Origin of the sequence: Blautia hansenii DSM 20583, assembly GCF_002222595.2 — a bacterium.
In the GTDB taxonomy this organism is placed as follows: Bacteria; Bacillota; Clostridia; order Lachnospirales; family Lachnospiraceae; genus Blautia; species Blautia hansenii.
Genome location: NZ_CP022413.2, coordinates 2,544,830 through 2,569,393, shown reverse-complemented (window position 1 = coordinate 2,569,393; position 24,564 = coordinate 2,544,830). Strand labels below are relative to the sequence as shown.

Genomic DNA, 24,564 nt, shown 5'->3' with positions numbered 1-24,564 from the left:
AAGCAGTATAAGAAGAAGTATGATGAGAAAAATCGGTAGGTGAGGTTACCACAGGGATTTGGGAGACCTAAGATTGCTGCCGCAGATTTGTGGAGACACAATGCGCTGGTTAGCAGGCTATGTCGTGGAAGGCATAACCTAATGCAATTTATATGCCCTGTGATACTAAAGCTTGTACGTGGCACTCAGAAATAGAAGCGAGACCTTCCGGAATTTTACCGGAAGGTTTTTTTCTTACATAGGGAATTGCGTCCTATGTAAGAAAAAATGCTTTGTAATCAATAGAAAGAGAGGTGAGAGCAATGGAAGCAGATGCCGGTTATTGTATCAATAAAATAGCGAAAAAAATAAATACAGAAAGAAGGTATTGCAATGAACAGACAAATTTTTACGGACTTGTTAGAGATGAAAGAGTTCAAAGCAGTGAAAAGTATTCTGGAAGATATGGATACTGCAACCATTGCCGAACTTCTTGGAGAATTGAAGGAGAAAGAGAGAAGAGAAGCTTTTGGCCTTATTGAAACACCTAAGAAAGAAAAGGTATTTGCTCAGTTAGATGACGATATGCAAAGCTGTTTGGCGAAGACATTTACGGAGAAAGATGGGCAGAATACAAGGGAAGTGCAAGAAAAACAGTATTTTGATACGTCTGTACTTATTCATGCAAAGAACCGTATTGGCTGGCTGCTGTTTTTGATGCTTTCCGCAACCATTACTCAGACGATTATTGCTCATTATGAGTCAGCTTTTGCAGCAGTGCCCCTTTTAGTTTCCTTTATTCCCATGCTTACGGATACAGGAGGAAATTGTGGTTCTCAGAGTTCTACTTTGATTATTCGGGGAATTGCTCTTGATGAAATTGGTTTTCGTGATATTTTCAAGGTAATGTTTAAAGAAGTAAGAGTTGCACTGCTGGTAAGCTTGGGATTGGCTGCCGTTAATGGCATATATATTCTATTGCGTTATCATAATGGAATGTTGGCTGTCTTAATCGCAATTTCTCTGACAGCTACGATTTTCATGGCAAAGCTTATTGGATGTGTTCTTCCTTTGTTTGCGGGAAAGCTTCATTTAGACCCCGCAATTATGGCAGCACCTTTAATTACTACCATTGTAGATGCCGGCTCTATTATGATATACTTTACCATAGCAACAAAATTATTGGGTGTAGTTTGAGGTAGATTATGAAGAAAATTATAGTAATAGAAGATGATAAAGTTTTGCGTGAGGCACTTACAGCTCTGCTTAGAGAAAACGGATATGAGGTATGTCAGATTGTAAGATTTGAGAAGACGGAACAGCAGATTGCAGAGGAAAAAGCAGATTTAGTTCTCTTGGACATTATTTTGCCCGGCACAAACGGGCAGGAAATTTTAAGAAATCTGAGGAGGATTTCGGATGTTCCGGTGATTATGCTTACCAGTAAAACAGGGGAAACGGATGAAATTCTGGCTATGAGCTATGGGGCAGATGATTATATTACAAAGCCCTATAATCCGGCGCTTTTGTTGCTGAAAATAGAAGCACTTTTTCGTAGATTAAAACCACAGGAAAAGCAGGAAGAGTTAGAATACAGAGGCGTGTTTTTAAATCCTTTAAAGAGCACCTTGCGCTATCAGGACAGGGAAATCGTACTGTCTAAAAATGAGATTTCTATTTTTCATTATCTGTTAAAAAACAGGGGCAAAATTGTATCAAGAGACGAGCTTATGGATTATTTATGGGACTGCAATGACTTTGTAGATGATAATACGCTGACGGTAAATATCAACCGACTGAGAAAAAAGTTGGAGGAAGTAGAGCTTACAGATGTAATTGAGACAAGAAGAAGGCAGGGATATATCTTAGTATGAGTATAAAAGAATATCTAAAAGACCATGGGGTTTGTATTCTGATTTTTCTGATATGTATGGGAATTACAGAGGGTATTTTTCTGCTTTTTAATTTAAGTATGACGTTACAAATTTTTGTTCTTACAGTTTTGTTTTTGGGATTTCTTGCAGCAGGAATTTATGGTTATAACAGGAAAAAGGGATTTTATAGAGAACTGGAGCAGAAGCTTCAACAGCTAGAAGAAAAGTATTTGCTAATGGAAATGTTGGAAAAACCGGAATTTCTGGAAGGGCAGATTTTGTATGACGTGGTATCAGAAATGCAGAAATCCATGAATGACGAAATTTTTGTTCAAATACGAAAAAACAATGAATTTAAACGCTATATAGAAACATGGGTACATGAGGTAAAACTTCCTATTGCCAGTATTCGTCTTATTCTCCATGAGTATAAAGGTACATCAGCCAGAACTTTAAAGGAGCAGGTAGGGCGGATTGAAGGCTATGTTGAACAGGTGCTCTATTATCTTAGAAGTGAAGTTCCGGAAAAGGATTATAGGATTGCTCCCCATTCTTTAAAAAAACTTACTAATCAGTGTATTTCTGAAAACAGAGATAGTCTGATTTTAAATAAGATAAAAATTGTGCAGGAAACACAGGATATTTCCGTTTATACAGATGAGAAATGGATGCGATTTATTTTGGGGCAGATTATCAGTAATGCAGTGAAGTATAAGAAAGAAGACAGTATAATTCGGATATGGAGTCATCAAGATGGAAAGCATAGTTTTCTCCATATTTGGGACAACGGGATTGGAATTGCGACAGAAGATTTGCCAAGAGTTTTTGAAAAGTCGTTTACCGGTAAGAACGGCAGAACACATCAGGCTTCTACGGGAATGGGATTGTATTTATGCAATACGCTTTGTAAACGTCTGGGACATAGATTGGCTGTGCAGTCAAAAGAAGGGGAGTACACAGAAATTACCATAGAATTTTACGAAAATGAGTATCTGGATGTTTTGAAATAACCTTACAGTAATGTAAGGTTATTTTATACAAAAAAATGGTTTGTATAAGATAAAAAAACTATAATGATACTTGAAAAATAAATTGGAGGTATGACATGGAAACATTATTAGAAGTTCAAAATCTGGTGAAATTTTATGGTAATAAAACAAGCCTTACGAAGGCAGTAAATGATATTAGCTTTCAGGTAAATAAAGGAGAATTTACAGCAATTATGGGGGCCAGCGGCTCTGGAAAAACAACACTTTTAAACTGTATTTCTACTATTGATAAGGTAACAAGCGGTCATGTTTTGCTGAAAGGACAGGATATTACAAAACTAAAAGGCAATGCATTAATGAAGTTTCGAAGAGAGCAGTTGGGATTTATTTTTCAGGATTTTAATCTTTTAGATACTTTAAATGCCTTTGATAATATTGCGCTTGCTCTTCAGATACAAGGGAAAAAACCAGATGAAATCAAGAAAAAAGTCAGAGAGATCAGTGAAAAACTCAATGTAGAAGAAACCTTAAAAAAATATCCTTATGAAATGTCAGGTGGTCAACGTCAAAGAATTGCCTGTGCAAGAGCAATGGTAACAGAGCCTTCTTTGATTTTAGCCGATGAACCCACAGGGGCATTGGATTCTCAAAGTGCAGGTATGTTTCTTAGCAGTCTTCAATATATGAACGAGGCGCTGCAGGCTACGATTTTAATGGTAACCCATGATGCTTTTTCAGCAAGTTATGCAAAACGTGTTCTGTTTATGAAAGATGGTAAGCTGTTTCATGAGCTGAGAAAAGGAAACAACGACAGGAAAGAATTTTTTAATGAAATTATTCATGTGATTTCACTTCTGGGAGGTGACTTAAATCATGTTGTTTAATCTTTCCAGAAAGAATTTTAAGAAGAGTATTCGGGATTATTCGGTGTATTTTTTTACGTTGATTTTAGGTGTGGCAGTTTTTTATATCTTTAATGCTATTGAAACCCAAACAGCTATGATGGAAGTGACAAAGGCAAAGGCGGAAATTATTGACATGATGAACAGCGCCTTAGAGGCTGTCAGTATCTTTGTATCTTTTATTTTAGGATATTTGATTGTATATGCCAGCCGATTTATGCTGAAAAAAAGAAAAAAAGAATTTGCTGTTTACCTGACACTAGGAATGAAAAAAACACAGATTTCAGGAATGTTGTGGATAGAAACGGTTTTTATGGGAATTATTTCACTGGGTGTGGGGCTTTTAGTGGGAATTGGATTTTCTCAGTTTATGTCTCTTTTTGTATCGAAAATTTTTGAGGCAGATTTATCGAAATTCGTATTTACAGTGTCGGGAAAAGCGATTGTGAAATCTGTGCTGTACTTTTTCGTGATTTATATTGTAGTGATGATTTTGAATACATGGGAAATCAGTCGTGCCAGACTTATTCGTTTTCTGACTGCTGAAAAGAAAAAAGAGAAAAATTTCTTAAAAAACCCAATTCTCAGTGTTTTGGTTTTCGTTTTGGCATGGGTGATTTTAGGATATGCTTATTATAATGTAACAGGCAATGCACAAGCTCTTACTACGGAAGTAGATGTGTTTACGCAGATTATTCTGGGAATTATTGGAACCTTTCTGGTGTTTTGGTCTGTTTCCGGATTTTTTGCAGCAATGGCAGGGAAAGTGTCAAAGGTATACTATAAAGGATTAAATTCTTTTGCCGTAGGAGAGATTTCTAATAAATTAAATTCTATGGTAGCATCTGCAACGATTATCTGTCTCTTGCTTTTCATGAGTCTTTGTATTATTACGTCTGTGTTTACCAGAAAGGCTTACAAGGATAAATTAGTAGATGAGATGGCGCCTATGGACATTTCTATGGAAAAAGTTGTGATAGAAGATCACAAGACCATTGAGGATGTATTTGAAGAAAAGAAAATATCTATGGATGCTTTTTGTGATATTACGGAAGCATATTCTCTCCAAAGTGAGGAAATTACAAATGCAGCGGTTTTAGGAGATTATTTGCTGGAGAATGCGGAGTTTTATGGAGAAGAATTTGCCAATGCTCCGGTGGAAGTCATGAAAGTAGGCGATTATAATAAATTTGCCAAGATGTACAACAAAAAGACATATAGCCTGAAGGAAGACGAATATTTGATTGTGGCAAATCAAGAGGGTTCTGTGAAATTGTTTAACAGCGGATTGAAAGAAAATCAGGAGATTAGTTTTCAGGGAAAGACATACCGTGCAAAAGAAATGGTTTGTCAGGACGGATTTGTCATGATGAATTATGACAAATACAATATGGGGATTGTACTTCTTCCCGATGAAGCAGATTTATCGCAATGTAAAAAATACTGCAATTATATTGCTGCTAATTATAAAAATGACAGTAAAAAATTCAGAACTATGGTGGATGAGCAGATTTCCAACAATATGAAAAATTCATGGGAAGTTACTTATCCGGTTGTTACTGCCACACGTTCTAATATTATTGATGACAGTATTGGTACAAGTGCCATGTATATTTTCTTAGGGATGTATCTGGGGATTAGCTTTTTGTTGTCAGGAGCGGCGATTTTATCCTTAAAAGTGCTTTCTGATGCGGCAGACAGCAAAGATAAATACGAAATTTTGAGAAAACTGGGATGTGAAGAAAGAAAAATCAGAGGCGTTGTATGGAAACAAAACAGTATGTTTTTTGGTTTGCCTGTTTTAGTGGCAGGTATTCATTCTGGTTTTGGTATTCAAGTATGTAATCAGTTGCTTTCTATCTACGGAGAACAGAGTATTTTACCGGGGCTTACTGCAGCAGTAATTTTAGTGTTGCTTTTCTACGGAGGATATTTTCTGATTGCTCAGTTGTGTTCTTTGAGAATAATAAGGGGTGAAAAGATATGATAAGAAAAAGGAGACTGTGGTGTGAAACAGTCTCCTTTAACAATGTAGATTATTTTTTTAAATTTTATTCGTCCCATCCTTCATAAAAGCGAATATTTACGGAAATATTTCTTACAATATCACCTTCTTTTAAGTTCATATCACTGATATCGGAAACGGAAGGTAAGGAGCAATCTTCCTCAGAAAGCTCAAGGCTAATCCAGTTGTAAGCAGCTTCATTGGCATCATCAACCGCATCTTCTAAGGTATCTCCTTTTGCATAGCAACATTCTAAATCAGGAAAATATCCCTGATAACTTCCATCATCTGTTTTGCTGAAAACAGCAGGATATATAAATTTCATAATAATCTCCCTTCTAATTTAAAACAAGATAAGAAAAGTATATAACAAAAAAGAAAAGGATACAACAATAGAATTCCTCTGTATTTTTTGAAATTTTGCCTGAAACGGCATTGAAAAGTTTAGAGTTGCCCGCAAACTTTGCAAATAATCAATGTTTGCGGGTATTTTGAATTGTTTTGGTATTAGAGATTATTTAAGTATTACATTTTAGAAATAAATTCATCCAGTGACTGGACAGTTAATGCTGTCTGCATCCATTTTTTTAGTATTTCGATATCTTCCTGTTCTTGTAAAGTTTTTAAAAGGCTGTTTGGTAATTGTCCAAATTTGCGTAAGGTCATCTGAAGCATTTCCGTAGCCATTTTTACCTGTCCTTCTTGAAGTCCCTTTTGTCGACCTTTTTGGATACCTTCTTTTATGCCTTCTTTACGTTCATCTTTCAGCAATTCTTCCAAAAGCATAAATTTTTCCTCCATTTTCCTGTTTCCTTTAATATGGGTAACTGATTTTTGTACTTGTCTTACATAATCATCCTCAAAGTCCTCCTGACTCTCTTTTAAGTCTGCATGTACGAACTTCAGAAAAGAAACCAGCTCTTTCGGTACATCTTCTGCATTTTCTCCACGAGTGTTTAAAAACATAATACATTGTCCATCTTTTAGTGAAGCTTTTTGCGTTTCCTCACAGCTCTTTCGAAAAGTATACCGATATTTCCCTTCACCAAAAGGATCAAAATCACAGAGAAAAATCACGTAGCTGTCGGGAAGTTCTATATATTCACACCCCTTTGCCAAAAGCTCCATATCCATCTGACTTTGGTAATAACGGCTTCTGCGTCCTAAATCAGGTTGTTTTAATACCTGCATTTCTATATTATAACGGGTATTCTTTTCATCTTTCGCATACACATCCAGTCGTACACCTTTATATTCAGGATGATAAATGATATTTTTTTCTGTACTGATTTCTACGTGTTCGATTTTAATAGGGAGAGCACGTTCCAGAAAACCTTTGCAGTTTTCTTCGTCTGACATTACTGCTGCAAACATAAAATTATTTTTGATTGTAAGATCTTTTAATGGTGTATTCATATTTTTCCTCCACTTTACAGAGGAATTCTATAAAGTAAAGTATAGCAGATGGAAAAAAGACTTACAACCGCTTAGAAGGAAACTTGTTAAGCCAATGTATAAAATCCGTGATAACATGATACACATAGTGCTTCAACAGTTGCAAGGTGTTTCAGTTCATGATAGTATAAAGAGATTAGGAAAGTAAAGGAGAACAAAAATGAGTTCTTATGAAAGTTTTGCCAGCGTGTATGATATGTTCATGGATAACATTCCATACAGAGAATGGTGTAGATATTTAATCGGTCTGTTACAGGAATATGGTGTACAGGATGGATTAGTCTTAGAATTAGGATGTGGTACAGGGAAAGCCACAAGACTTTTATCAAGAGCAGGCTATGATATGATAGGAATTGATAATTCTCCCGATATGCTGGAAATTGCTCTTGAAAAAGAAGGAAAAATAAAAGAAGATATTTTGTACCTTTTACAGGATATGCGTTCCTTTGAATTGTACGGAACAGTGCGTGCTGTTGTTTCTATATGTGACAGTATGAATTATATTATTGAACCGGATGATTTGCTTAAAGTATTTCAACTGGTCAATAATTATCTTGATCCCGGCGGAGTATTTATCTTTGATATGAATACCAAATACAAATATGAAGAAATTTTAGGAGAGTGTACCATTGCAGAAAACAGGGACACTGCCAGCTTTATCTGGGATAATTATTATGATTGTGAAGAACAGATAAATGAATATGATTTGACGCTGTTTATTCCGGAAGAAGAAGCAGGAAAAAATATATACAGAAAGTATGAGGAAATTCATTATCAGAGAGCTTATGATATAGAAGAAGTAAAAAATCTTCTGGCAAAGGCAGGTATGGAGTTTGTAGCTGTATATGATGCCTTGACTCATCGACCTCCAAGAGCAGTCAGTGAGAGAGTATATATTATAGCAAGAGAAAAAGGGAAAAGAAGAAAACAGGAGAAATAGAAATATGAAAGATTATATTGTAAGAGCTACCGCAGCGAACAGCCAAATTCGAGCGTTTGCCGCTACAACAAGAGAAATGGTAGAATTTGCCAGAGCAGCGCACAATACCAGCCCTGTGGCAACGGCTGCACTGGGACGTCTTTTAACAGCAGGTTCTATGATGGGAATTATGATGAAAGGTGAGAAAGACCTTTTAACCTTGCAGGTAAAAGCAGGAGGTCCTTTAAACGGAATGACGGTGACGGCAGACTCAAAAGGAAATGTAAAGGGTTATGTAGGTAATCCAAATGTGGTTATCCATGCCAATGAAAAAGGTAAATTAGATGTTGCAGGCGCAGTAGGCGTAGGTTTTATGAATGTTATTAAGGATATGGGATTAAAAGAGCCGTATGTAGGGCAAACTGTTTTACAGACCAGTGAAATTGCAGAGGATTTAACGTACTATTTTGCCACCAGTGAACAGGTTCCGTCTTCTGTAGGACTGGGTGTTCTTATGGAAAAGGACAATACAGTGAAGCAGGCAGGGGGCTTTATTATTCAGCTTATGCCGTTTACAGAAGAAGCAGTAATTGAAAAATTAGAAGAAAATTTAAAAAATGTAACTTCTGTAACAGAGTTGTTGGAAAAAGGTCATACACCGGAAAGTCTTCTGGAAACACTTCTTGCAGGATTTGATTTGGAAATTAACGAAAAAGTTCCGACACAGTTCCATTGTAACTGCACAAAAGAGCGAGTGGAAAAAGCCTTAATCAGTATCGGAAGAAAAGAAATTCAGGAATTGATTGACGAAGGAAAAGAAATTGAAATGAATTGCCATTTCTGTAATAAGAATTATATTTTTACAGTAGAAGAATTAAAGAATATTTTAAAAGCGTGCAGAAAATAAAAGAAGCAGGAAAGGTGTGGTAAGTAATGAAGGATGGTTTCATAAAAGTAGCAGCAGCAACACCGCAAATTGAAGTGGCAGATTGCATCCATAACACACAGGAAATTATAAAAAAGGCAAAGGAAATGAGTGCAGCAGGAGCCAGAATTCTGGTTTTTCCTGAGCTGTGTATTACGGGCTATACCTGCCATGATTTATTTTTTAATGAAACTTTATTGCAGTCAGCAAAACAGCAGCTTTTGGTTTTGGCAGAGGAATTAAAGGGCACCGAAGGATTGATTTTTGTAGGGCTTCCTTTGGAGTATAGCGGGAAGCTTTATAATACGGCGGCAGCAATTAACAGAGGAGAAATTCTTGGAATTATTCCAAAACACAGTATTCCCAATTATGGGGAATTTTACGAGGCAAGATATTTTACTTCCGGCAGAGACATAGAAGGCGAGATAAAATTAGGCGATAAAATGGTTTCCTTTGGAAGTAAGGTGTTGTTTGAATGTGAGGAAATGCCTCAGCTTTGTGTTGCGGCAGAAATCTGTGAGGATGTCTGGACACCTGCATCACCGGGACTGTTTCATGCCATGGCAGGAGCCAATGTAATCGTAAATTTATCAGCCAGTGATGAAATTGCAGGAAAATCAGAATATCGCAGAGACCTGATAAAAGGGCAGTCCGCAAGACTTTTATGCGGATATGTGTATGCCACTGCCGGAAACGGTGAGTCTACGCAGGATTTGGTTTTCGGAGGACAGAATTTAATCTGTGAAAACGGCAGTCTTCTTGCAGAAGCACAGTTATTTAAAAATGAAACGGTTTATGGCGTATTGGATATTCAGAAGCTTCGTGGAGAGAGAAGAAGAATTTCCACATGGCTGGAGGAAAAAGGAGAGAAGCACCTTCATATTTCTTTCCATTTACCAATGGAAGAAACAGAGCTTTACAACAATTTTGAAAAAAATCCTTTTGTGCCGGACTGCGATACAGAAAGAGCAAAAAGATGTGAGGAAATTCTTACAATACAGGCAATGGGACTGAAAAAAAGAATGGAGCATACAAAATGTAAATCTGCTGTTCTTGGTATTTCAGGCGGTTTGGACTCCACTCTTGCACTTCTGGTTACAGCAAGAGCCATGGACTTTATGGGACTGGACAGAAAAAATATTACCGCGGTGACTATGCCATGTTTTGGAACGACGGACAGAACATATACAAATGCCTGTGAGCTTACCAAACGTCTTGGGGCAGAGCTTTTGGAAGTGGATATTAAAAAAGCTGTTTTGCAGCATTTTGAGGATATCGGTCATGACTATAATGTGCATGATGTTACCTTTGAAAATGCACAGGCAAGAGAGCGGACACAGGTGATTATGGATATTGCAAATCAGCAGGGCGGTATGGTAATCGGAACGGGAGATTTCTCAGAGCTGGCTCTTGGATGGGCTACGTATAACGGAGACCACATGTCTATGTACGGTGTAAACGGCGGTGTGCCGAAAACCATGGTTCGCCATTTGGTACGCCATTATGCGGATACCTGTCAAGAAGAAAAGCTTGCAGAAATTTTAAGAGATGTTTTAGATACGCCGGTAAGTCCGGAATTATTGCCTCCAAAGGAAGGGGAGATTGCACAGAAAACAGAAGATTTAGTAGGACCTTATGAGCTCCACGACTTTTTCCTTTATTATATGCTGCGTTTTCATTTTTCACCTTCTAAGATTTACCGTATTGCCAAGAAAACCTTTGAGGGAATTTATACAGAAGAAGAAATTTTAAAATGGATGAGAAAGTGCTATTGGAGATTTTTCTCACAGCAATTTAAGCGTTCCTGTCTGCCGGATGGGCCAAAGGTAGGAAGTGTATCTGTTTCGCCGAGAGGAGATTTGCGTATGCCAAGCGATGCAAATGTAAGAATTTGGATGGATGAAATAGAAAAATTAAATTAAAAATGCAAGAGCATATCACATCAGGCAGATAGTGAAAATGAGGCTGTTACTTTAAAATGTATAACTATTCCGGATATATATTTAAAGTGACAGCCTCATTCTTAATGTAACGGCTCTTTTTATTCTTTTCTGGCTTTGTCTAAGGCATTGTCAATAGCCTCTAAAAGCAGCATAGAAGTGTACTTATTTTCCTCAGAATAAGTGATATTTTCTGTGGACTGTGATGTATAAATCTGGTCGGAGAGTGCATCAAGGGCAGGCTCTACCAGAGGATACATGGCAGTGGTGGTTTCACTGAGATTGACAAGGGAAATAGAATTGATGTGATTTTCATCTACTTTTACCTCTACGTCAAAGGTATTGTCATTTAGCGTAATCGGGCTGGTATAAACACCTGCATGATATATGGCATCTGCACTGGCAGGATCTGCATTTTTATTTTTTCCAAACATTAAAAAAAGCAAAACGGCCAGTACAACGGCCAAAACTACAAAAATTCCGGTATAAATAACTTCCTTTGTATGTAAGACGACAATTTTAGTTTTTGAACTCATGGCTGCACCTCCCATATTCCTTTTTATAGCATATTACAGAAGCAAGAAAAATATACCTGATAAATTCAACAGCTTTCGTTGGAATTTAAATGGAATTCATGATAAAATGGACAGCGAAAGGAGAAAGAAGACGTATCATGAACATAAAAAAACAATATAAAGGAATTTTCTATATTATCTTATCTGCATTTTGCTTTTCCCTTATGGATATGTTTGTCCGTATGTCAGGGGATTTACCGTCTATACAGAAAAGTTTTTTCAGAAATATTGTAGCAGCTGTTTTTGGCTGTATATTAGTGTTAAAGGAAAAGGACAGCTTTCAGTGGAAGAAAGGAAGCGGGAAGTATCTGATTTTGCGTTCTCTGTTTGGAACACTGGGGATTTTATGTAATTTCTATGCCATCGACCATCTGGCTTTGGCAGATGCTTCTATGCTGAATAAAATGTCTCCTTTTTTTGTGGTGATTTTCAGCTTTTTATTTTTAAAGGAAAAAGTCACCGCAGCACAGATACTTCTGGTTATGGGAGCTTTTGGTGGAAGTCTGTTCGTTGTAAAGCCTACGGTTTCCAATTTAGATTTAATACCGTCTTTAATCGGACTTTTAGGAGGATTGGGAGCAGGTGCAGCATATACTATGGTTCGGAAATTGGGAACTGTTGGCATAAAAGGGCCTTTTATCGTATTTTTCTTTTCCACTTTTTCCTGTGTGATAACTTTACCATGGCTGATTTTTGATTATCATGCCATGACCTTGTGGCAGGTTCTTGTTTTGTTGCTGGCAGGACTTTGTGCGGCAGGAGGACAGTTTGCCATTACAGCAGCTTATTGCTATGCGCCTGCAAGTGAAATATCCATTTATGATTATACAAAAGTTATCTTTTCTATGGTTTTAGGATTTGTGATGTTTCAGCAAATTCCTGATTTTTACAGTTGGGTGGGATATGTCATCATTTGTTTGATGGCGGTTCTTATGTTTTTCTACAATAAAAAGAGAGGTGCAAGATGAAATATAAATTATTAGTATTGGATATTGACGGAACAGTAACCAATTCCAAGAAGGAGGTTACGGAGAAAACAAAAAATGCAATTTTAGATTTACAGAAAAGGGGAATTCCGGTGGCGATTGCGTCAGGAAGAGCGCCGCAGGGAATTTATTCTGTTGCAAAAGCATTAGAGCTTGATAAATTCGGAAGCTATATTATGCCCTTTAACGGAGCCAGAATTGTAAATTTTCAAACAGGGGAATGTATTTACTCGAAGACACTCCCATTGCACCTTCCTGCCAGATTATGGAGGGATGCAGTAGAAAATGGCATTGGTATTGTGACTTATGATGAAAAAGAAGTGATTGCAGGAACAAAGCCGGATAAATATACGCTTCTTGAGGCAAAGATTGCATCAATGCCTATTGCATATCATGAAGATTTTCATACTTATGTGGATTTTCCGGTAAATAAATGCCTTATGACAGGAGAACCGGAAGACTTGGAGGCATTAGAGCCTGTGTTTGCACAGAAATATTTCCATGAGGCACAGATTTTTCGTTCAGAGCCATACTTTTTAGAAGCTACACCGAAAAATGTAGATAAAGCCTACTGTTTGAAGCATCTTTTGGAAATATTGGGGATTAAAAGAGAAGAAATGATTTGCTGTGGTGACGGATTTAATGATATTTCTATGATACAGTATGCAGGTCTTGGTGTGGCAATGGCAAATGCACAGGAGCAGGTAAAAGCAGTAGCAGATTATGTTACAGTCTGTGACAATGACCATGATGGAATTGCGGAGGTTATTGAAAAGTTCTTTTAAAAACAGCAGGAGGTTTTATGGCATTACAATTTATTTTCGGCGGAGCAGGTGCAGGAAAATCCTATTACCTTTACAACAAGATTATACAGCAGTCCATAGAAAATCCGAAAAAGCAGTATTTGATTTTAGTACCGGAGCAGTTTACCATGCAGACGCAAAAAGAGCTGGTTACCATGCACCCCAGAAAGGGAATTTGCAATATTGATGTGTTGAGCTTTGAGCGTCTGGCTTTTCGTGTGCTTACAGAAATGGGAGAGAGCCAGAGAACACTTTTAGAGGAAACCGGAAAGAGCATGGTTCTTCGAAGAGTTGCGCAGGAGAAGAAAAAAGAGTTGAAAATACTGGGTGCGAAAATGGATAAGCAGGGCTATGTTTCCCAGATGAAATCTATGGTATCCGAGCTGCGCCAGTACGAAATTTCCACAGAAGATTTAGAGGATGTACTGGAAGATTTATCGTCTTCACCGGAGCTGTATTATAAATTGCAGGATATAAAAACCTTATATCAGGGATTTTTTGACTATCTGGAGGGCAGTTTTATTACGCAGGAAGAGGTGCTGGATGCCATGGGCAGAGTAGCGCCCCAGTCGAAAAAATTAAAAGACAGTGTGCTTGTTTTGGATGGCTATACAGGCTTTACCCCTATTCAGCTTCAGCTTTTGGAAACGCTTTTGGAAATTTGCGAAGAAGTTTATGTGACAGTTACTGTTGCGGCAGGGGAAGACCCTTATAAAATGGGAAGTCCTCATGAATTGTTTTATCTTAGTAGACAGACGGTGGCAAGTCTTTTGAGGATTGCAAAAGACAAGAAAATAAGCTGGAAGGAATATTGGATACCGGAAGGAAGAGGGGAGTATCAGGGCAGATTTAAAGACAATCCGCCTATGGCTTTTCTGGAAAAGAATGTTTTCCGGTACAGAAGGAAAAAATATCCAAAACAACAGGATGCAGTTCAAATTTATGAAGCTCAAAATCCGGCAAGTGAAATGGAAATGACAGCAGGAGAAATCCGCCGTCTGGTGAGAACCAAGGGATATCGATACAGAGATTTTGCAGTGATTACAGGTGATATGCAGGTCTATGCGCCGGCAGCCGCAAGAGCTTTTGCACGGTATGAAATTCCCTGTTTTATTGATGAAAAACATTCGGTATTTCTCAACCCTTTTGTGGAATATCTGCGGGCAGCCGTAGATATGATTGTAGAAAATTTCAGCTATGAAAGTATATTTCGTATGCTGCGATGTGGATTAAATGACATTTCCACAGAGGAAGCAGACCGCTTGGAAAATTATGTAATTGCCATGGGAATTCGAGGTTTTTCCCGTTGGCAGCAGGAATGGGTAAGAAGCTATCGGGGAGAAAATCCGGAAGAATGTGTACAAATTGATAAGATAAGAGCAAGCCTTGTGGAAAAATGGGAGCCTTTTTATAAGAAAATGAAGACACCGGATGCTTCAGTGAGAACCTATACGGAGGCGCTGTATCAGTATATAACGGCAAATAAAATTCAGGAAAAATTAAAAGAATTTACAAGGAATTTTGAAGCAGAGGGCAATCTTTCTCTGGTAAAAGAGTACAGTCAGATTTATGAAATTGTCATGAATTTGCTGGATAAGCTGGTGGAAATATTAGGAGATAAAAAGGTTCGTATTCGGGAATTTAAAGAGATTTTGGAAGCAGGACTTTCAGAAGCAAAGGTAGGAATTATTCCTCCGACCTCTGACCAGGTTTTGGTAGGAGACATGGAGAGAACACGATTAAAAGACATTAAAATCGTGTTTTTTGTAGGGGTAAATGAAGGAAAAATCCCAAAAGAACAACAGGCAGGAAAGCTGTTATCAGATTTAAACAGAGAGGAGCTGAAGGGCTCTTTGAAAGAAAGAGGCTTGTCTTTAGCGCCAACGGCAAAGGAAAATCTCTATACGCAGAAGTTTTATCTCTACTTAAATCTTACAAAACCCAGTGAAAGAATTTATCTTTCTTACAGCCGATTAAGCAGCAGCGGAGAGGCAATGTCTCCTTCCTTTTTAGTTGCGCAGATACAAAAACTCTTTCCCGATGCCGTGAGAGAGTGGGATGTTCCATTGTTTGCAGAAAGCAAGTACGGAGCCTTGGACAGACTGTCAGAAGAAATGCGAAAACAGGACAGGACATCTCCTGTATTTGAAGAACTGATGAGCTGGTTCACTTCTCAAAAGGAATATGGAGAGCTTGTCAACAGGCTGATTGATGCTGCATATTATGTAAATCCACAGGAGAGTATCAGTAAAGGCGTGGCAGAAGCTCTTTACGGAACAGAGCTTTCCAACAGCGCCAGCAGGCTGGAGCAGTTTGCAAAATGCGCCTGTTCCCACTTTTTAAGCTATGGCTTGATGCTGCGGGAACGTGTCCGCTATGAGTTCAGCATGGCTGATATGGGGACACTTTTGCATAACAGCCTTGATTTGTTTGCACGAAAAGTGCGGGAACAAGGGAAAAGCTGGGTGGATTTGGAGGATGAAGAGAGAGATACTCTGGCAGAAGACTGTGTAACGGAGGTTGTGGAAAAGTCAGGGGAAACCATTTTGTTAAGCAGCGCCAGAAATGCTTATACCATTAACCGTGTGAAACGTATGGTAAAGAGAAGTGTCTGGGCATTACAGAAGCAGTTAAAACAGGGAGAATTTTATCCAGCCCTTACGGAGTGGGCTTTTGGAGAAAAAGATAACATAGACAGTCTGAATTTTGATTTAGAGTCCGGACAAAAACTACATTTAAAAGGACGAATTGACAGAATTGATGTGTGTCAGGATAAAGAAAATCATCTCTATGTAAAGGTTATTGATTATAAATCAGGAACAACCCAGCTTGATTTGATAAAGCTTTATTACGGGCTTCAAATTCAGTTAGCGCTCTACTTAAATGCAGCTCTTGAGTTGGAAAAGAAGCGTTTTCCGGACAAGTTTGTACAGCCGGCAGGGGTGTTTTATTATAATACAAAAGACCCGATTTTAAATAAAGAAGATGTGAAAAATCCTGAAAATCCACAGGAGGAAATCTTAAAGAAATTAAAAATGGACGGGATTTGCAGCTCTGAGCCGGAAATTTTGCAAAAGCTGGACAGAAATCTGTCAGCAGGAAAGAGTGTGGAGTCTTTTGCAGTGCCTGTAAAATATACGGCAAAGGGGACTTTTTCCGGTAATTCCAAGGTGGCAAATCAGGAAGAATTTGCTATTATGATGGATTATGTACAGGATAAAGCAAAAAAAATCGGCAGAGAGATTTTAAAGGGAAATACCAGCGTAAATCCTTTTGAATGGAAAAAAGAAAATGCCTGTGAATATTGCCCTTATAAAGAAATATGTGGTTTTGATGAAAAGCTTCCGGGATATGAATATCGCAAATTGGAAAAAGATAAATCAAGTAATCTGTGGTGTCTGATGGAAGAAGAAATGGAAAGGGGGGAAAAGTAAGATGGGTGTTTCATGGACAGAGGAACAGCAGAAGGTTATTGATACCAGAAACTGTAATATACTGGTAAGTGCGGCTGCAGGAAGTGGTAAAACGGCTGTTTTGGTAGAACGAATTATCCAAAGAATAACAGATAAAAACAATCCTGTGGATATTGATGAGCTTTTGATTGTAACCTTTACAAGAGCAGCCGCAGGGGAGATGAAAGAGCGTATCCGACAGGCTATCGAGAAAAAGCTGGAAGCAAATCCCGAAGACGAACATCTCCAGAGACAGAGCACTTTGGTACATCATGCGCTGATTACCACCATTGACAGTTTTTGCTCTTATATTGTAAAAAACTATTTTCATCTTATTGATTTAGACCCTTCTTTTCGCATGGGAGATGAAGGGGAGATGCGCCTGTTGCAGGCAGATGTGGCAGATGCTGTTTTAGAGGAAGCATACACAGAAGAAGCTCCTTCTTTTCTTGCTTTTTCAGATGGATTTGCAGGGGGAAAGACAGATAAGAAAATTCCGGAAATGATTATAAAATTATACAGTTTTTCCATGAGTTACCCTTATCCGGAGGAATGGCTTTTGAACTGCCGTAAGGCTTATGAGGTGAAAACCTTGGAGGAGCTGGAAAATGCAGAATGGATGAAGCTTATAAAAAATGAAGTGAAACAGGAAATAAAAGAGGCTTCCATGCTGTTAAAGCAAGCATTGGAAATTTCAAAAGAGCCGGATGGACCTGTTTTTTATATCGGACTTTTAGAAGATGAAGTTTCAGAGTTGGAAAAGTTAGAGCGGACAGAAAACTTTTTTGAATGGAAGGAAATGCTGGACAAACTGGAATTTAAGCGTCTTCCAGCAGGAAAAAAAGCAGAAAAAGAGCTGGTATCAGAAAGTCGGCAAGAACTTGCAAAGAACTTGCGAAATGAAGCAAAAGAGCAGATAAAAGCTTTAAAAGAACGGTATTTTCAGGAAACGGCAGAGGAGATGCTGGAAAACCTTCAAAGAGCAGGAGAGCCTGTAGGTGTTTTAGTGGATTTGACTTTGGCGTTTATGAAACTGTATAGGGAAAAGAAAAAAGAAAAGAATATTCTGGATTTTGGAGATTTGGAGCATTATGCTTTAGAAATTCTCATTCATCATACAAAAGAAAAAGATGAGCGCACAGACGCAGCCAGAGAATTGTCAAAGAAATTTGCAGAAATTATGATTGACGAGTATCAGGACAGTAATCTTGTGCAGGAAAAGCTTTTAACATCTGTTTCAAAAATAGAAGACGGAATTTATAATATTTTCATGGTGGGAGATGTGAAGCAGAGTATTTACCGCTTTCGTCTTGCCAGACCGGATTTGTTTATGGAGAAATTTAAAACCTACCCACAGGAAGCAGGGGAGAATTGTCTTCGTATTGATTTGCATAAGAACTTCAGGAGCAGGGCAGAGGTTTTAGAAGGTGTAAACTACCTGTTTTATCAGATTATGGGAGAAGATTTAGGCGGTGTAGAGTATGACAGCACAGCAGCTTTATATCCGGGAAGAACGTTTCCTCCTAAACAGGAAGAAGAAAGTGAGCCTGCAACAGAAGTCCTTCTTTTAGAAGACGAGGAGGAGAATACAAGAGAATTAGAGGCAAGAATGGTTGCTCTTCGTATTGGAGAATTAGCAGGGAAATATCTGGTTTTAGATAAGAAGACAGAGGAATACAGACCGGCAAAATATTCAGATTTTACCATTTTGCTTCGTACCATGTCCGGCTGGGCAGAAACCTTTAAAAAAATTTTAAATTCCTGTGGAATTCCTGCCAGTGTTACCACAAAAACGGGATATTTTTCTGCTCAGGAGGTAACCACTGTTCTGGATTATCTTAAAATTCTGGATAATCCCATGCAGGATATTCCTCTTGCGGCGGCTCTTCATGGATTGCCTGATGGATTTAGTTTTCAGGAACTGGCAGAAATTAAGGTTTTGGGAATGGAGAATGAAAAAAACGGTTTTTACGAAGCGCTGCTTTTGGGAGAAAAGCTTTCTTCACCTTTAGGAGAAAAAATACGCAGATTTTTTGCTGTTTACAGAGACCTTCGCAGAAAAGTTCCTTATACACCTATGCACGAATTGATATGGGATTTTTATGATGCCACGGATTTCTTGGTATATCAGCAATCCTTTGTATCGGGGGAACAAAGAAAAGCTAATCTGCTGATGCTGGCAGAAAAGGCAAGAGATTATGAAAGCACCAGTTATCGAGGATTATTTAACTTTATCCGCTATATCGAAAATCTGAAAAAATATCAGGTGGACTTCGGGGAAGCGAACACGCTTTCAGAAAATGAAGATACCGTGCGTATTATGAGTATTCACGGAAGCAAAGGGCTGGAATTTCCTATTGTGTTTGTCTGCGGAATGGGAAAACAAATCAATATGCAGGACGCAAGGGAGAGCATTGTCCTTCATCCTGACTTGGGTATTGGTTCGCCTTATGTAGATACCCAGCTTCGTATTCGCACAAGGACAATTCTGCAAAAAGCAGTGCAAAGAGAAATTTTGCTTGAGAGTCTGGGAGAAGAGCTGCGTATTCTCTATGTGGCATTGACAAGAGCCAAAGAAAAACTTATTCTCACCGGTGTGACATCGAAACTGGAGGATACGCTAAAGAGCTTTGAAATGCTGAAAAAACAAGAGGAAGAAAGGCTGCCTTACGGACTAAGAGTAAAAGGAAAAAGTTATCTGGACTGGGTGCTTGCGGCATTAGCAAGACACAGGGCAATGAAGCCTCTTTATGAAATGTATGATTTTTCAGTATATTCGCTCAATGAAATGTATGACAGAGAACCTGATTTTACCGTGAGACAAGTGCAGCCACTGGAGCTGGTATTAGATGAAGCACAGCTTCGCACAGAAGAAATGCTGAAAAAGGGAGAATTGCTTTTATGGGACAGCAGTGAGGTCTATGATGAAAAATGGCGCAAGCTTTTCAGAGACAGCTTTTCCTATGAATATCCTTATCAGGCAGAAGGTGCTATTCCGGCAAAGCTAACGGTATCGGAGATAAAGCGAATGCAAAGTGCAGATACAGAAGAAAGTGAAATACTTCTGGAAAAAGAGGAAACAGAGGAAATCGTGCCGTTATTTATGCAGGAGACAAAGGAAGAATTAAAAGGTGCTGCAAAGGGAACACTGTACCACAGAGTATGGGAAAATCTGGATTATGAAAAAATAGATACCAAAGAGCAGATAGAAGAACAGTTGGAAAATATGCTGACCACAGAAGAAAAGAAATCTATATGGATATCTGATTTTTATCGTTTCGCAAAAAATCCTCTTGCGGTTAGAATGAAAGCAGCAGCGCAAAGAGGGCAGTTATATCGGGAACAGCCATTTGTGATTGCCATGCCTGCAAATCAGATGAAAAAAGAGTATGAAACGGAAGAAGAAATTCTGGTACAAGGGATTATAGACGCTTATTTTGAGGAAGAAGATGGGCTGGTTTTGGTAGATTATAAGACAGATAAAGTTCAAAAAGGACAGGAAAAAGAGCTGATAGAAAAATATAAGGTGCAGATGCGGTATTATAAAAAGGCACTGGAAATGATTACCGATAGAGAGGTAAAAGAAATTTATATTTATTCAACGGGAATTGGAAAAGCAGTGTTGGTACATTCGGCTGAGCTTAAGACGCTTTAATAGAATAAAAACCCCCATGAGATGCCGCTCATGGGGGTTTTGTGTGTAGTCCAATGGACCTTTTATCATTTTGCCTGTCGTCAGTATAGCATATACTTACAGGCTTTTCAAGGATATGTTGTTTCAGAAGAAATACGTATGGTTCTTGAAAAAATTCGTAAACTTTAGAGTTGAGGAATAACCATTTCAAGTGCTTTCTTCATCTACTTATCATAAAATTTGTTCCATTGGAAGATAAGTATACATGTCACTTAAAAATTCTTCCCCTGTTTCGGAAAAATGATTTCTTTTCCAAAATGTTTGGCTTTGGAGGTTTCCCTTATCAATGGCAAGACGGACTTTATAATAACCGGAAACTTTGAGATATTGGAGACAGTCTCGAATAATTTCAGAAGCAATGCCTTGACCTTGATAGGCATAATCTAACATAAAGAAACCAATAAAAGCTATATTTTCTTTTGGATAATTTAATATCAAATCCATGACAGCTACTAATATGTCGTCATCATAATATCCAACAAAAAATTTATCCTTATATTCTTTATTTGGAGGTAAGGCATAAAAATCCCCTAATATACTTTCTTTTGTAAGTTTTACAGGATGGTATTGATAAAAAATAGAATTAGAAGAACATAAATGAAAAATCTTATCAATGTCTTCTAAATTTAATTTTCTAACGCGATAGCTTTGAGATAAATGGGTTTCGTTCATAATCTTTCTCCATAATGTGTTATACAGAAATGTTATTTTGAAAATATTGTTCTGTATAATAAATAGCTGTTTGTATATAATCATCACTCATTTTACCGTTTTCTTTTTCAATATAGTAAACTTCGTCTTGATAATAGTATTGTACTACAAAAACAAATATTATGGTATTAAAGTAGAAAAAGTATTTACGACCGGAAAAACCTTTTAATTTCCGTTTTACTATGATATCATTTTACTATAAAGAAGTGTATGCGTTTTAACATTGCTATTTAGTGAAAGAGAGGAAAGCTTATGAAAAAACAAGTGCTTACATTGTTCGCTGCTTTTAGTATCTGTTTTCTATTTTCCGGATGCGAGAAAGAGGAAAATTATGGACAGGTAGAGTTGCCGGATATGGGAAAAATTGAACAGGTGCAGCTTGGCAGTATGCGTATGACAGTAGGGGAGGACTATCCGCAAGCAAATGCAGAAAGTTTAGTGTCTAACTTGGAAAAAGCGCCTCCTGTAAATAAAAAGCAAAGAAAAGATTTGGATAAAGGGGAAGATTACTGGTCTGTGGGAGTTGTGGTAAAAAACGGAACAAAGCAGATGTTTTATTTCTTCCGGAAAGGAGAAGACTGGTATTTTGAGACCGAGGATGGAAGACTATATTCTGACGGGGATTTTGTAACGGAACACATGGAGAGTTGTCAGAAAATGACAGCTCCGGTTTTGATTGCCATGATAGGAGAAGAGGAAACGCATAAGATATATTTTGACTTGATGAAGGAGCTGGAACCCATAGATTTGAGATTTTTCTATATTACAGATGTAATGAAAAATATAAGCTACAAAGGGTATTCGGAAGAAAAAGCCATAGAACTTGCAGAGCAGGAAGCAAAAGATTTGTGGATAAATGATAAGTATGCCGAAATGCAGGGATATCAGCTTTCTGATAAAAAGCTGGCAGAAGCGACAGAATTATATGCGGAACAGTATAAAGAAAGTGAGTATTATAAAAATATCGGCGAGCAGATTTACAAGGATTACGGACTTACCGTAGAAGAGGGGATTGAAAAAGGGCGCAGTCTTATCGAAGCGGCATACTTTAGAAGTAAAATTCAAGTGGATAGGAAAAATGAATTTTATGATGGGAAAGATACCATAGGCGATAAGCAATGTAAGAGCTGGGAGGAGTATTATAGAGTCTTTGTAGAAGAGGTCATGATACCGGAAGTAGAAAAAGAGGGAATAGAAGAATTTGAAGAAACAATGAAAGAGGCAAAAGCCTTCTACGAAGCAAATCGAGAAAAACTTCAGGAGATGATGGGTAAGATGGAGGGAGAACTGTATACGATTGGGGATGTTCCGCAAGATGAAGTGTAATATATAATGTGAAAATTGAGAAAGAGGGATTGTGCTTAACCGCGCAGTCCCTTAGTTTTTTTCTTTCAAAAATCTTTCGAATTTCTTTTAGAAAATATCATTGACAAAATAATATTATATAGCGTATAGTATTAAAAATAAAATAGTATTGCGTATAAAACAATATTATAGCAATAGAAATGAGGTGAAGTTATGGTTTTTAATACAGGCGCTGCCCTCTTAGATGCTATTGTACTGGCAGTTGTGTCCAATGAGAGTGAAGGAACTTACGGATATAAGATTACACAGGATGTCCGACAGGTTCTGGAGGTTTCTGAGTCCACTCTTTATCCCGTACTTCGCAGACTTCAAAAGGATGAATGTTTGGAAACCTATGATAAGGAATATGGCGGCAGAAACAGGCGATATTATAAAGTAACAGAAAAAGGAAAGGTACAGTTGGACTTGTATCGTGCAGAATGGAGAAGCTACTCAACAAAGATAAGTACATTGTTTGAGGGAGGAATAGGGAAATGATGAGAAAAAAGGAATTTTTAGAGCAGCTGGAGCGGCTGCTGTGGGATATACCGGAACAGGAGAGAAAAGAGGCATTGGAGTTTTATGAGAATTATTTTGACGATGCCGGAGAGGAAAACGAAGCAACGGTTATTCAGGAACTGGGAAGTCCGGGAAAAGTTGCGGCAACCATTAAAGCAGATTTAGACGAAAACGGCAGCGAGCACGGAGAATATCGGGAAACAGGATATACCGATGAACGCTTTGAAGAAAAAAATATGCCGGACATTCAGAGTGAAAGGGTGGAACAGAAGCCAAAAAGAAGCAGCTTGTCATGGGCGTTGATATTACTGCTGGCAATTATAACCGTACCGTTTTGGGGAGCGTTGGCAGTTGCAGGATTGGGATTGATTGTAGCGCTTGTAGGAGCAGCTATTGGTGTGGCAGCAGCATTATTTTTCGGATGTATCGGGCTGTTAATGGGCGGTATTATTTCTTTAGGCGTAGCAGTTACACAGTTTCCGGCAGTGCCTACGGTATGCTTGGTTGCAGGCACAGGACTTTTGATGATTTGTATCGGTTTATTGCTTTTGCTGGGATTTTTGTGGCTGGCAGTAAAAGTATTTCCGATTTGTTTCCGCTGGGTAATTGACTTTATACAAAGAATTTTACACAGAGGAATACGGGGAGGTGAAAGAAAATGAAAAAATTTACGAAGATTGCATTGATTGTTGTTCTCATTACAGGTATTGTAGGCGGATGCCTTGCAGGCGTGGGATTGGTATTTGGAGGTTCGGTTCGGTCCATTACCGGTAATTTTACAAATAGCCGTTTGTATCATGTTCTTAGGAGAGCATGTCGGGATCACGAAGGACCGTGGTGGGATATGGACGATGATTTTAACGATTATCGTCATAGCCTTGGAGATTTAGACAATTTTAATCATGGCAGCATGGAACAGCGTGAATTTCTTCCTTCAGAAATAGACAGTATAGATATTGAAATCTATTCAGGAAAGGTAGAAATTCGTACAATTCCGGAGGACGAAATCAGAATTTCAGGGCTGACAGATCAGGATTTCTTAGAATTAGATACAGAAGACAGGGAGCTGTCACTGGAAAGAGAATATCATGATTATGGGGTAATGGAAGACCTTATTATTGAAGTACCGGAAAGTAAAGTATTTTCTTCTCTTGATGTTCATTTAGAGTCGGGACAATTTTTAAGCTCAGGAAAGCTTTCCGTAAGAGAGGGTGATTTTACTTTGATGTCAGGCAGCGTGCAGATAGAGCTTTTAGATGCACAGGAAACAGATATTGAAATGGCATCCGGCGATTTTGCTGTTACACAGACAGGAAAGTTAGAGGATTACGCAGTGAGGACAAAATGCGCCAGCGGTCATCTTGTATTAAACGGAGAGGAACACGCAGGAACTACAAATGCCAGATATGGCACAGCAGGAAGCTTGAAAAAAATAGATATTGAAAGCAGTTCAGGAAGTGTAGCTGTTAATTTTGAAAATCAGTAAAAGGAG

General features: G+C 38.1%; 19 protein-coding genes, 2 pseudogenes and 1 riboswitch. Of the genes and pseudogenes, 17 read left to right on the top strand and 4 right to left on the bottom strand.

What is annotated here, in order from left to right:
* The first annotated feature begins 24 nt into the window (after positions 1–24).
* Positions 25–190, top strand: a riboswitch (M-box (ykoK) riboswitch).
* 182 nt (positions 191–372) lie between these two features.
* From CGC63_RS16115 to CGC63_RS13005, 6 genes and pseudogenes are all read left to right on the top strand, one after another.
* Positions 373–591 (top strand): annotated as a pseudogene (locus tag CGC63_RS16115) (magnesium transporter MgtE N-terminal domain-containing protein); the annotation flags it as partial.
* A gap of 36 nt (positions 592–627) precedes the next feature.
* Positions 628–1,176 (top strand): annotated as a pseudogene (locus CGC63_RS13025) (magnesium transporter); the annotation flags it as partial.
* Between the two features lie 8 nt (positions 1,177–1,184).
* Complete coding sequence (locus CGC63_RS13020) at positions 1,185–1,853, top strand: response regulator transcription factor (RefSeq protein WP_003022938.1); 669 nt, start codon at positions 1,185–1,187, stop codon at positions 1,851–1,853.
* Positions 1,850–2,863 carry a sensor histidine kinase gene (locus CGC63_RS13015; protein ID WP_003022937.1) on the top strand — a complete coding sequence of 338 codons (1,014 nt, stop codon included), beginning with the start codon at positions 1,850–1,852 and terminating at the stop codon, positions 2,861–2,863. Before CGC63_RS13020 ends, CGC63_RS13015 begins: the two co-directional genes overlap by 4 nt.
* Positions 2,864–2,958: 95 nt before the next feature.
* Positions 2,959–3,726, top strand: a complete 768-nt coding sequence (locus tag CGC63_RS13010; protein WP_003022935.1) for an ABC transporter ATP-binding protein — start codon at positions 2,959–2,961, stop codon at positions 3,724–3,726.
* 43 nt (positions 3,727–3,769) lie between these two features.
* Positions 3,770–5,731 carry an FtsX-like permease family protein gene (locus CGC63_RS13005; protein WP_242970494.1) on the top strand — a complete coding sequence of 654 codons (1,962 nt, stop codon included), beginning with the start codon at positions 3,770–3,772 and terminating at the stop codon, positions 5,729–5,731.
* Between the two features lie 64 nt (positions 5,732–5,795).
* Here CGC63_RS13005 and CGC63_RS13000 read toward each other — a convergent pair whose 3' ends face one another.
* Positions 5,796–6,074, bottom strand: a complete 279-nt coding sequence (locus tag CGC63_RS13000; protein ID WP_003022932.1) for a type II toxin-antitoxin system HicB family antitoxin — start codon at positions 6,072–6,074, stop codon at positions 5,796–5,798.
* Positions 6,075–6,274: 200 nt separating this feature from the next.
* Positions 6,275–7,165 carry an Rpn family recombination-promoting nuclease/putative transposase gene (locus CGC63_RS12995; RefSeq protein ID WP_003022928.1) on the bottom strand — a complete coding sequence of 297 codons (891 nt, stop codon included), beginning with the start codon at positions 7,163–7,165 and terminating at the stop codon, positions 6,275–6,277.
* A gap of 199 nt (positions 7,166–7,364) precedes the next feature.
* Here CGC63_RS12995 and CGC63_RS12990 point away from each other — a divergent pair, with 199 nt between their 5' ends.
* The 3 genes from CGC63_RS12990 to CGC63_RS12980 are packed head-to-tail and all read left to right on the top strand — an operon-like array spanning position 7,365 to position 10,970.
* On the top strand, positions 7,365–8,144 hold the full coding sequence (locus CGC63_RS12990; protein WP_003022926.1) for a class I SAM-dependent DNA methyltransferase: 780 nt from the start codon (positions 7,365–7,367) through the stop codon (positions 8,142–8,144).
* Positions 8,145–8,148: 4 nt separating this feature from the next.
* On the top strand, positions 8,149–9,030 hold the full coding sequence (gene hslO, locus CGC63_RS12985) for an Hsp33 family molecular chaperone HslO (RefSeq protein WP_003022924.1): 882 nt from the start codon (positions 8,149–8,151) through the stop codon (positions 9,028–9,030).
* A 26-nt stretch (positions 9,031–9,056) separates the two neighbouring features.
* A complete protein-coding gene (locus CGC63_RS12980; protein ID WP_003022922.1) occupies positions 9,057–10,970 on the top strand; it encodes an NAD(+) synthase in 1,914 nt (637 codons plus the stop codon).
* Positions 10,971–11,089: 119 nt separating this feature from the next.
* On the opposite strand, the gene CGC63_RS12975 is transcribed toward CGC63_RS12980, so the two are convergent.
* The gene (locus CGC63_RS12975; RefSeq protein ID WP_040351208.1) at positions 11,090–11,524 is read right to left on the bottom strand and encodes a hypothetical protein; all 435 of its coding nucleotides are present in this window, start codon (positions 11,522–11,524) and stop codon (positions 11,090–11,092) included.
* Positions 11,525–11,661: 137 nt separating this feature from the next.
* Between CGC63_RS12975 and CGC63_RS12970 the strand changes: the two genes are divergently transcribed.
* From CGC63_RS12970 to addA, 4 genes are read left to right on the top strand one after another with little or no spacing between them, the layout of a single operon-like run.
* Positions 11,662–12,531 carry a DMT family transporter gene (locus tag CGC63_RS12970; protein ID WP_040351207.1) on the top strand — a complete coding sequence of 290 codons (870 nt, stop codon included), beginning with the start codon at positions 11,662–11,664 and terminating at the stop codon, positions 12,529–12,531.
* Entirely contained in the window at positions 12,528–13,334 is an 807-nt protein-coding gene (locus tag CGC63_RS12965) for a Cof-type HAD-IIB family hydrolase (RefSeq protein ID WP_003022915.1), read from the top strand. Before CGC63_RS12970 ends, CGC63_RS12965 begins: the two co-directional genes overlap by 4 nt.
* A gap of 17 nt (positions 13,335–13,351) precedes the next feature.
* Complete coding sequence (gene addB / locus CGC63_RS12960; RefSeq protein ID WP_003022911.1) at positions 13,352–16,786, top strand: helicase-exonuclease AddAB subunit AddB; 3,435 nt, start codon at positions 13,352–13,354, stop codon at positions 16,784–16,786.
* 1 nt (position 16,787) lies between these two features.
* Positions 16,788–20,459: a helicase-exonuclease AddAB subunit AddA gene (gene addA, locus CGC63_RS12955; protein ID WP_003022908.1), complete on the top strand. Its 3,672-nt coding sequence runs from the start codon at positions 16,788–16,790 to the stop codon at positions 20,457–20,459.
* Positions 20,460–20,669: 210 nt separating this feature from the next.
* Here addA and CGC63_RS12950 read toward each other — a convergent pair whose 3' ends face one another.
* Complete coding sequence (locus tag CGC63_RS12950; protein WP_040351206.1) at positions 20,670–21,170, bottom strand: GNAT family N-acetyltransferase; 501 nt, start codon at positions 21,168–21,170, stop codon at positions 20,670–20,672.
* Positions 21,171–21,461: 291 nt separating this feature from the next.
* Between CGC63_RS12950 and CGC63_RS12945 the strand changes: the two genes are divergently transcribed.
* From CGC63_RS12945 to CGC63_RS12930, 4 genes are all read left to right on the top strand, one after another.
* Complete coding sequence (locus tag CGC63_RS12945; RefSeq protein ID WP_003022899.1) at positions 21,462–22,535, top strand: hypothetical protein; 1,074 nt, start codon at positions 21,462–21,464, stop codon at positions 22,533–22,535.
* Positions 22,536–22,727: 192 nt separating this feature from the next.
* Positions 22,728–23,051, top strand: a complete 324-nt coding sequence (locus CGC63_RS12940) for a PadR family transcriptional regulator (protein WP_003022896.1) — start codon at positions 22,728–22,730, stop codon at positions 23,049–23,051.
* On the top strand, positions 23,048–23,734 hold the full coding sequence (locus CGC63_RS12935; protein WP_003022893.1) for a DUF1700 domain-containing protein: 687 nt from the start codon (positions 23,048–23,050) through the stop codon (positions 23,732–23,734). The genes CGC63_RS12940 and CGC63_RS12935 overlap by 4 nt, the downstream gene beginning before the upstream one ends.
* Positions 23,731–24,558, top strand: a complete 828-nt coding sequence (locus tag CGC63_RS12930; protein ID WP_003022890.1) for a DUF4097 family beta strand repeat-containing protein — start codon at positions 23,731–23,733, stop codon at positions 24,556–24,558. The genes CGC63_RS12935 and CGC63_RS12930 overlap by 4 nt, the downstream gene beginning before the upstream one ends.
* Positions 24,559–24,564 lie beyond the last annotated feature (6 nt).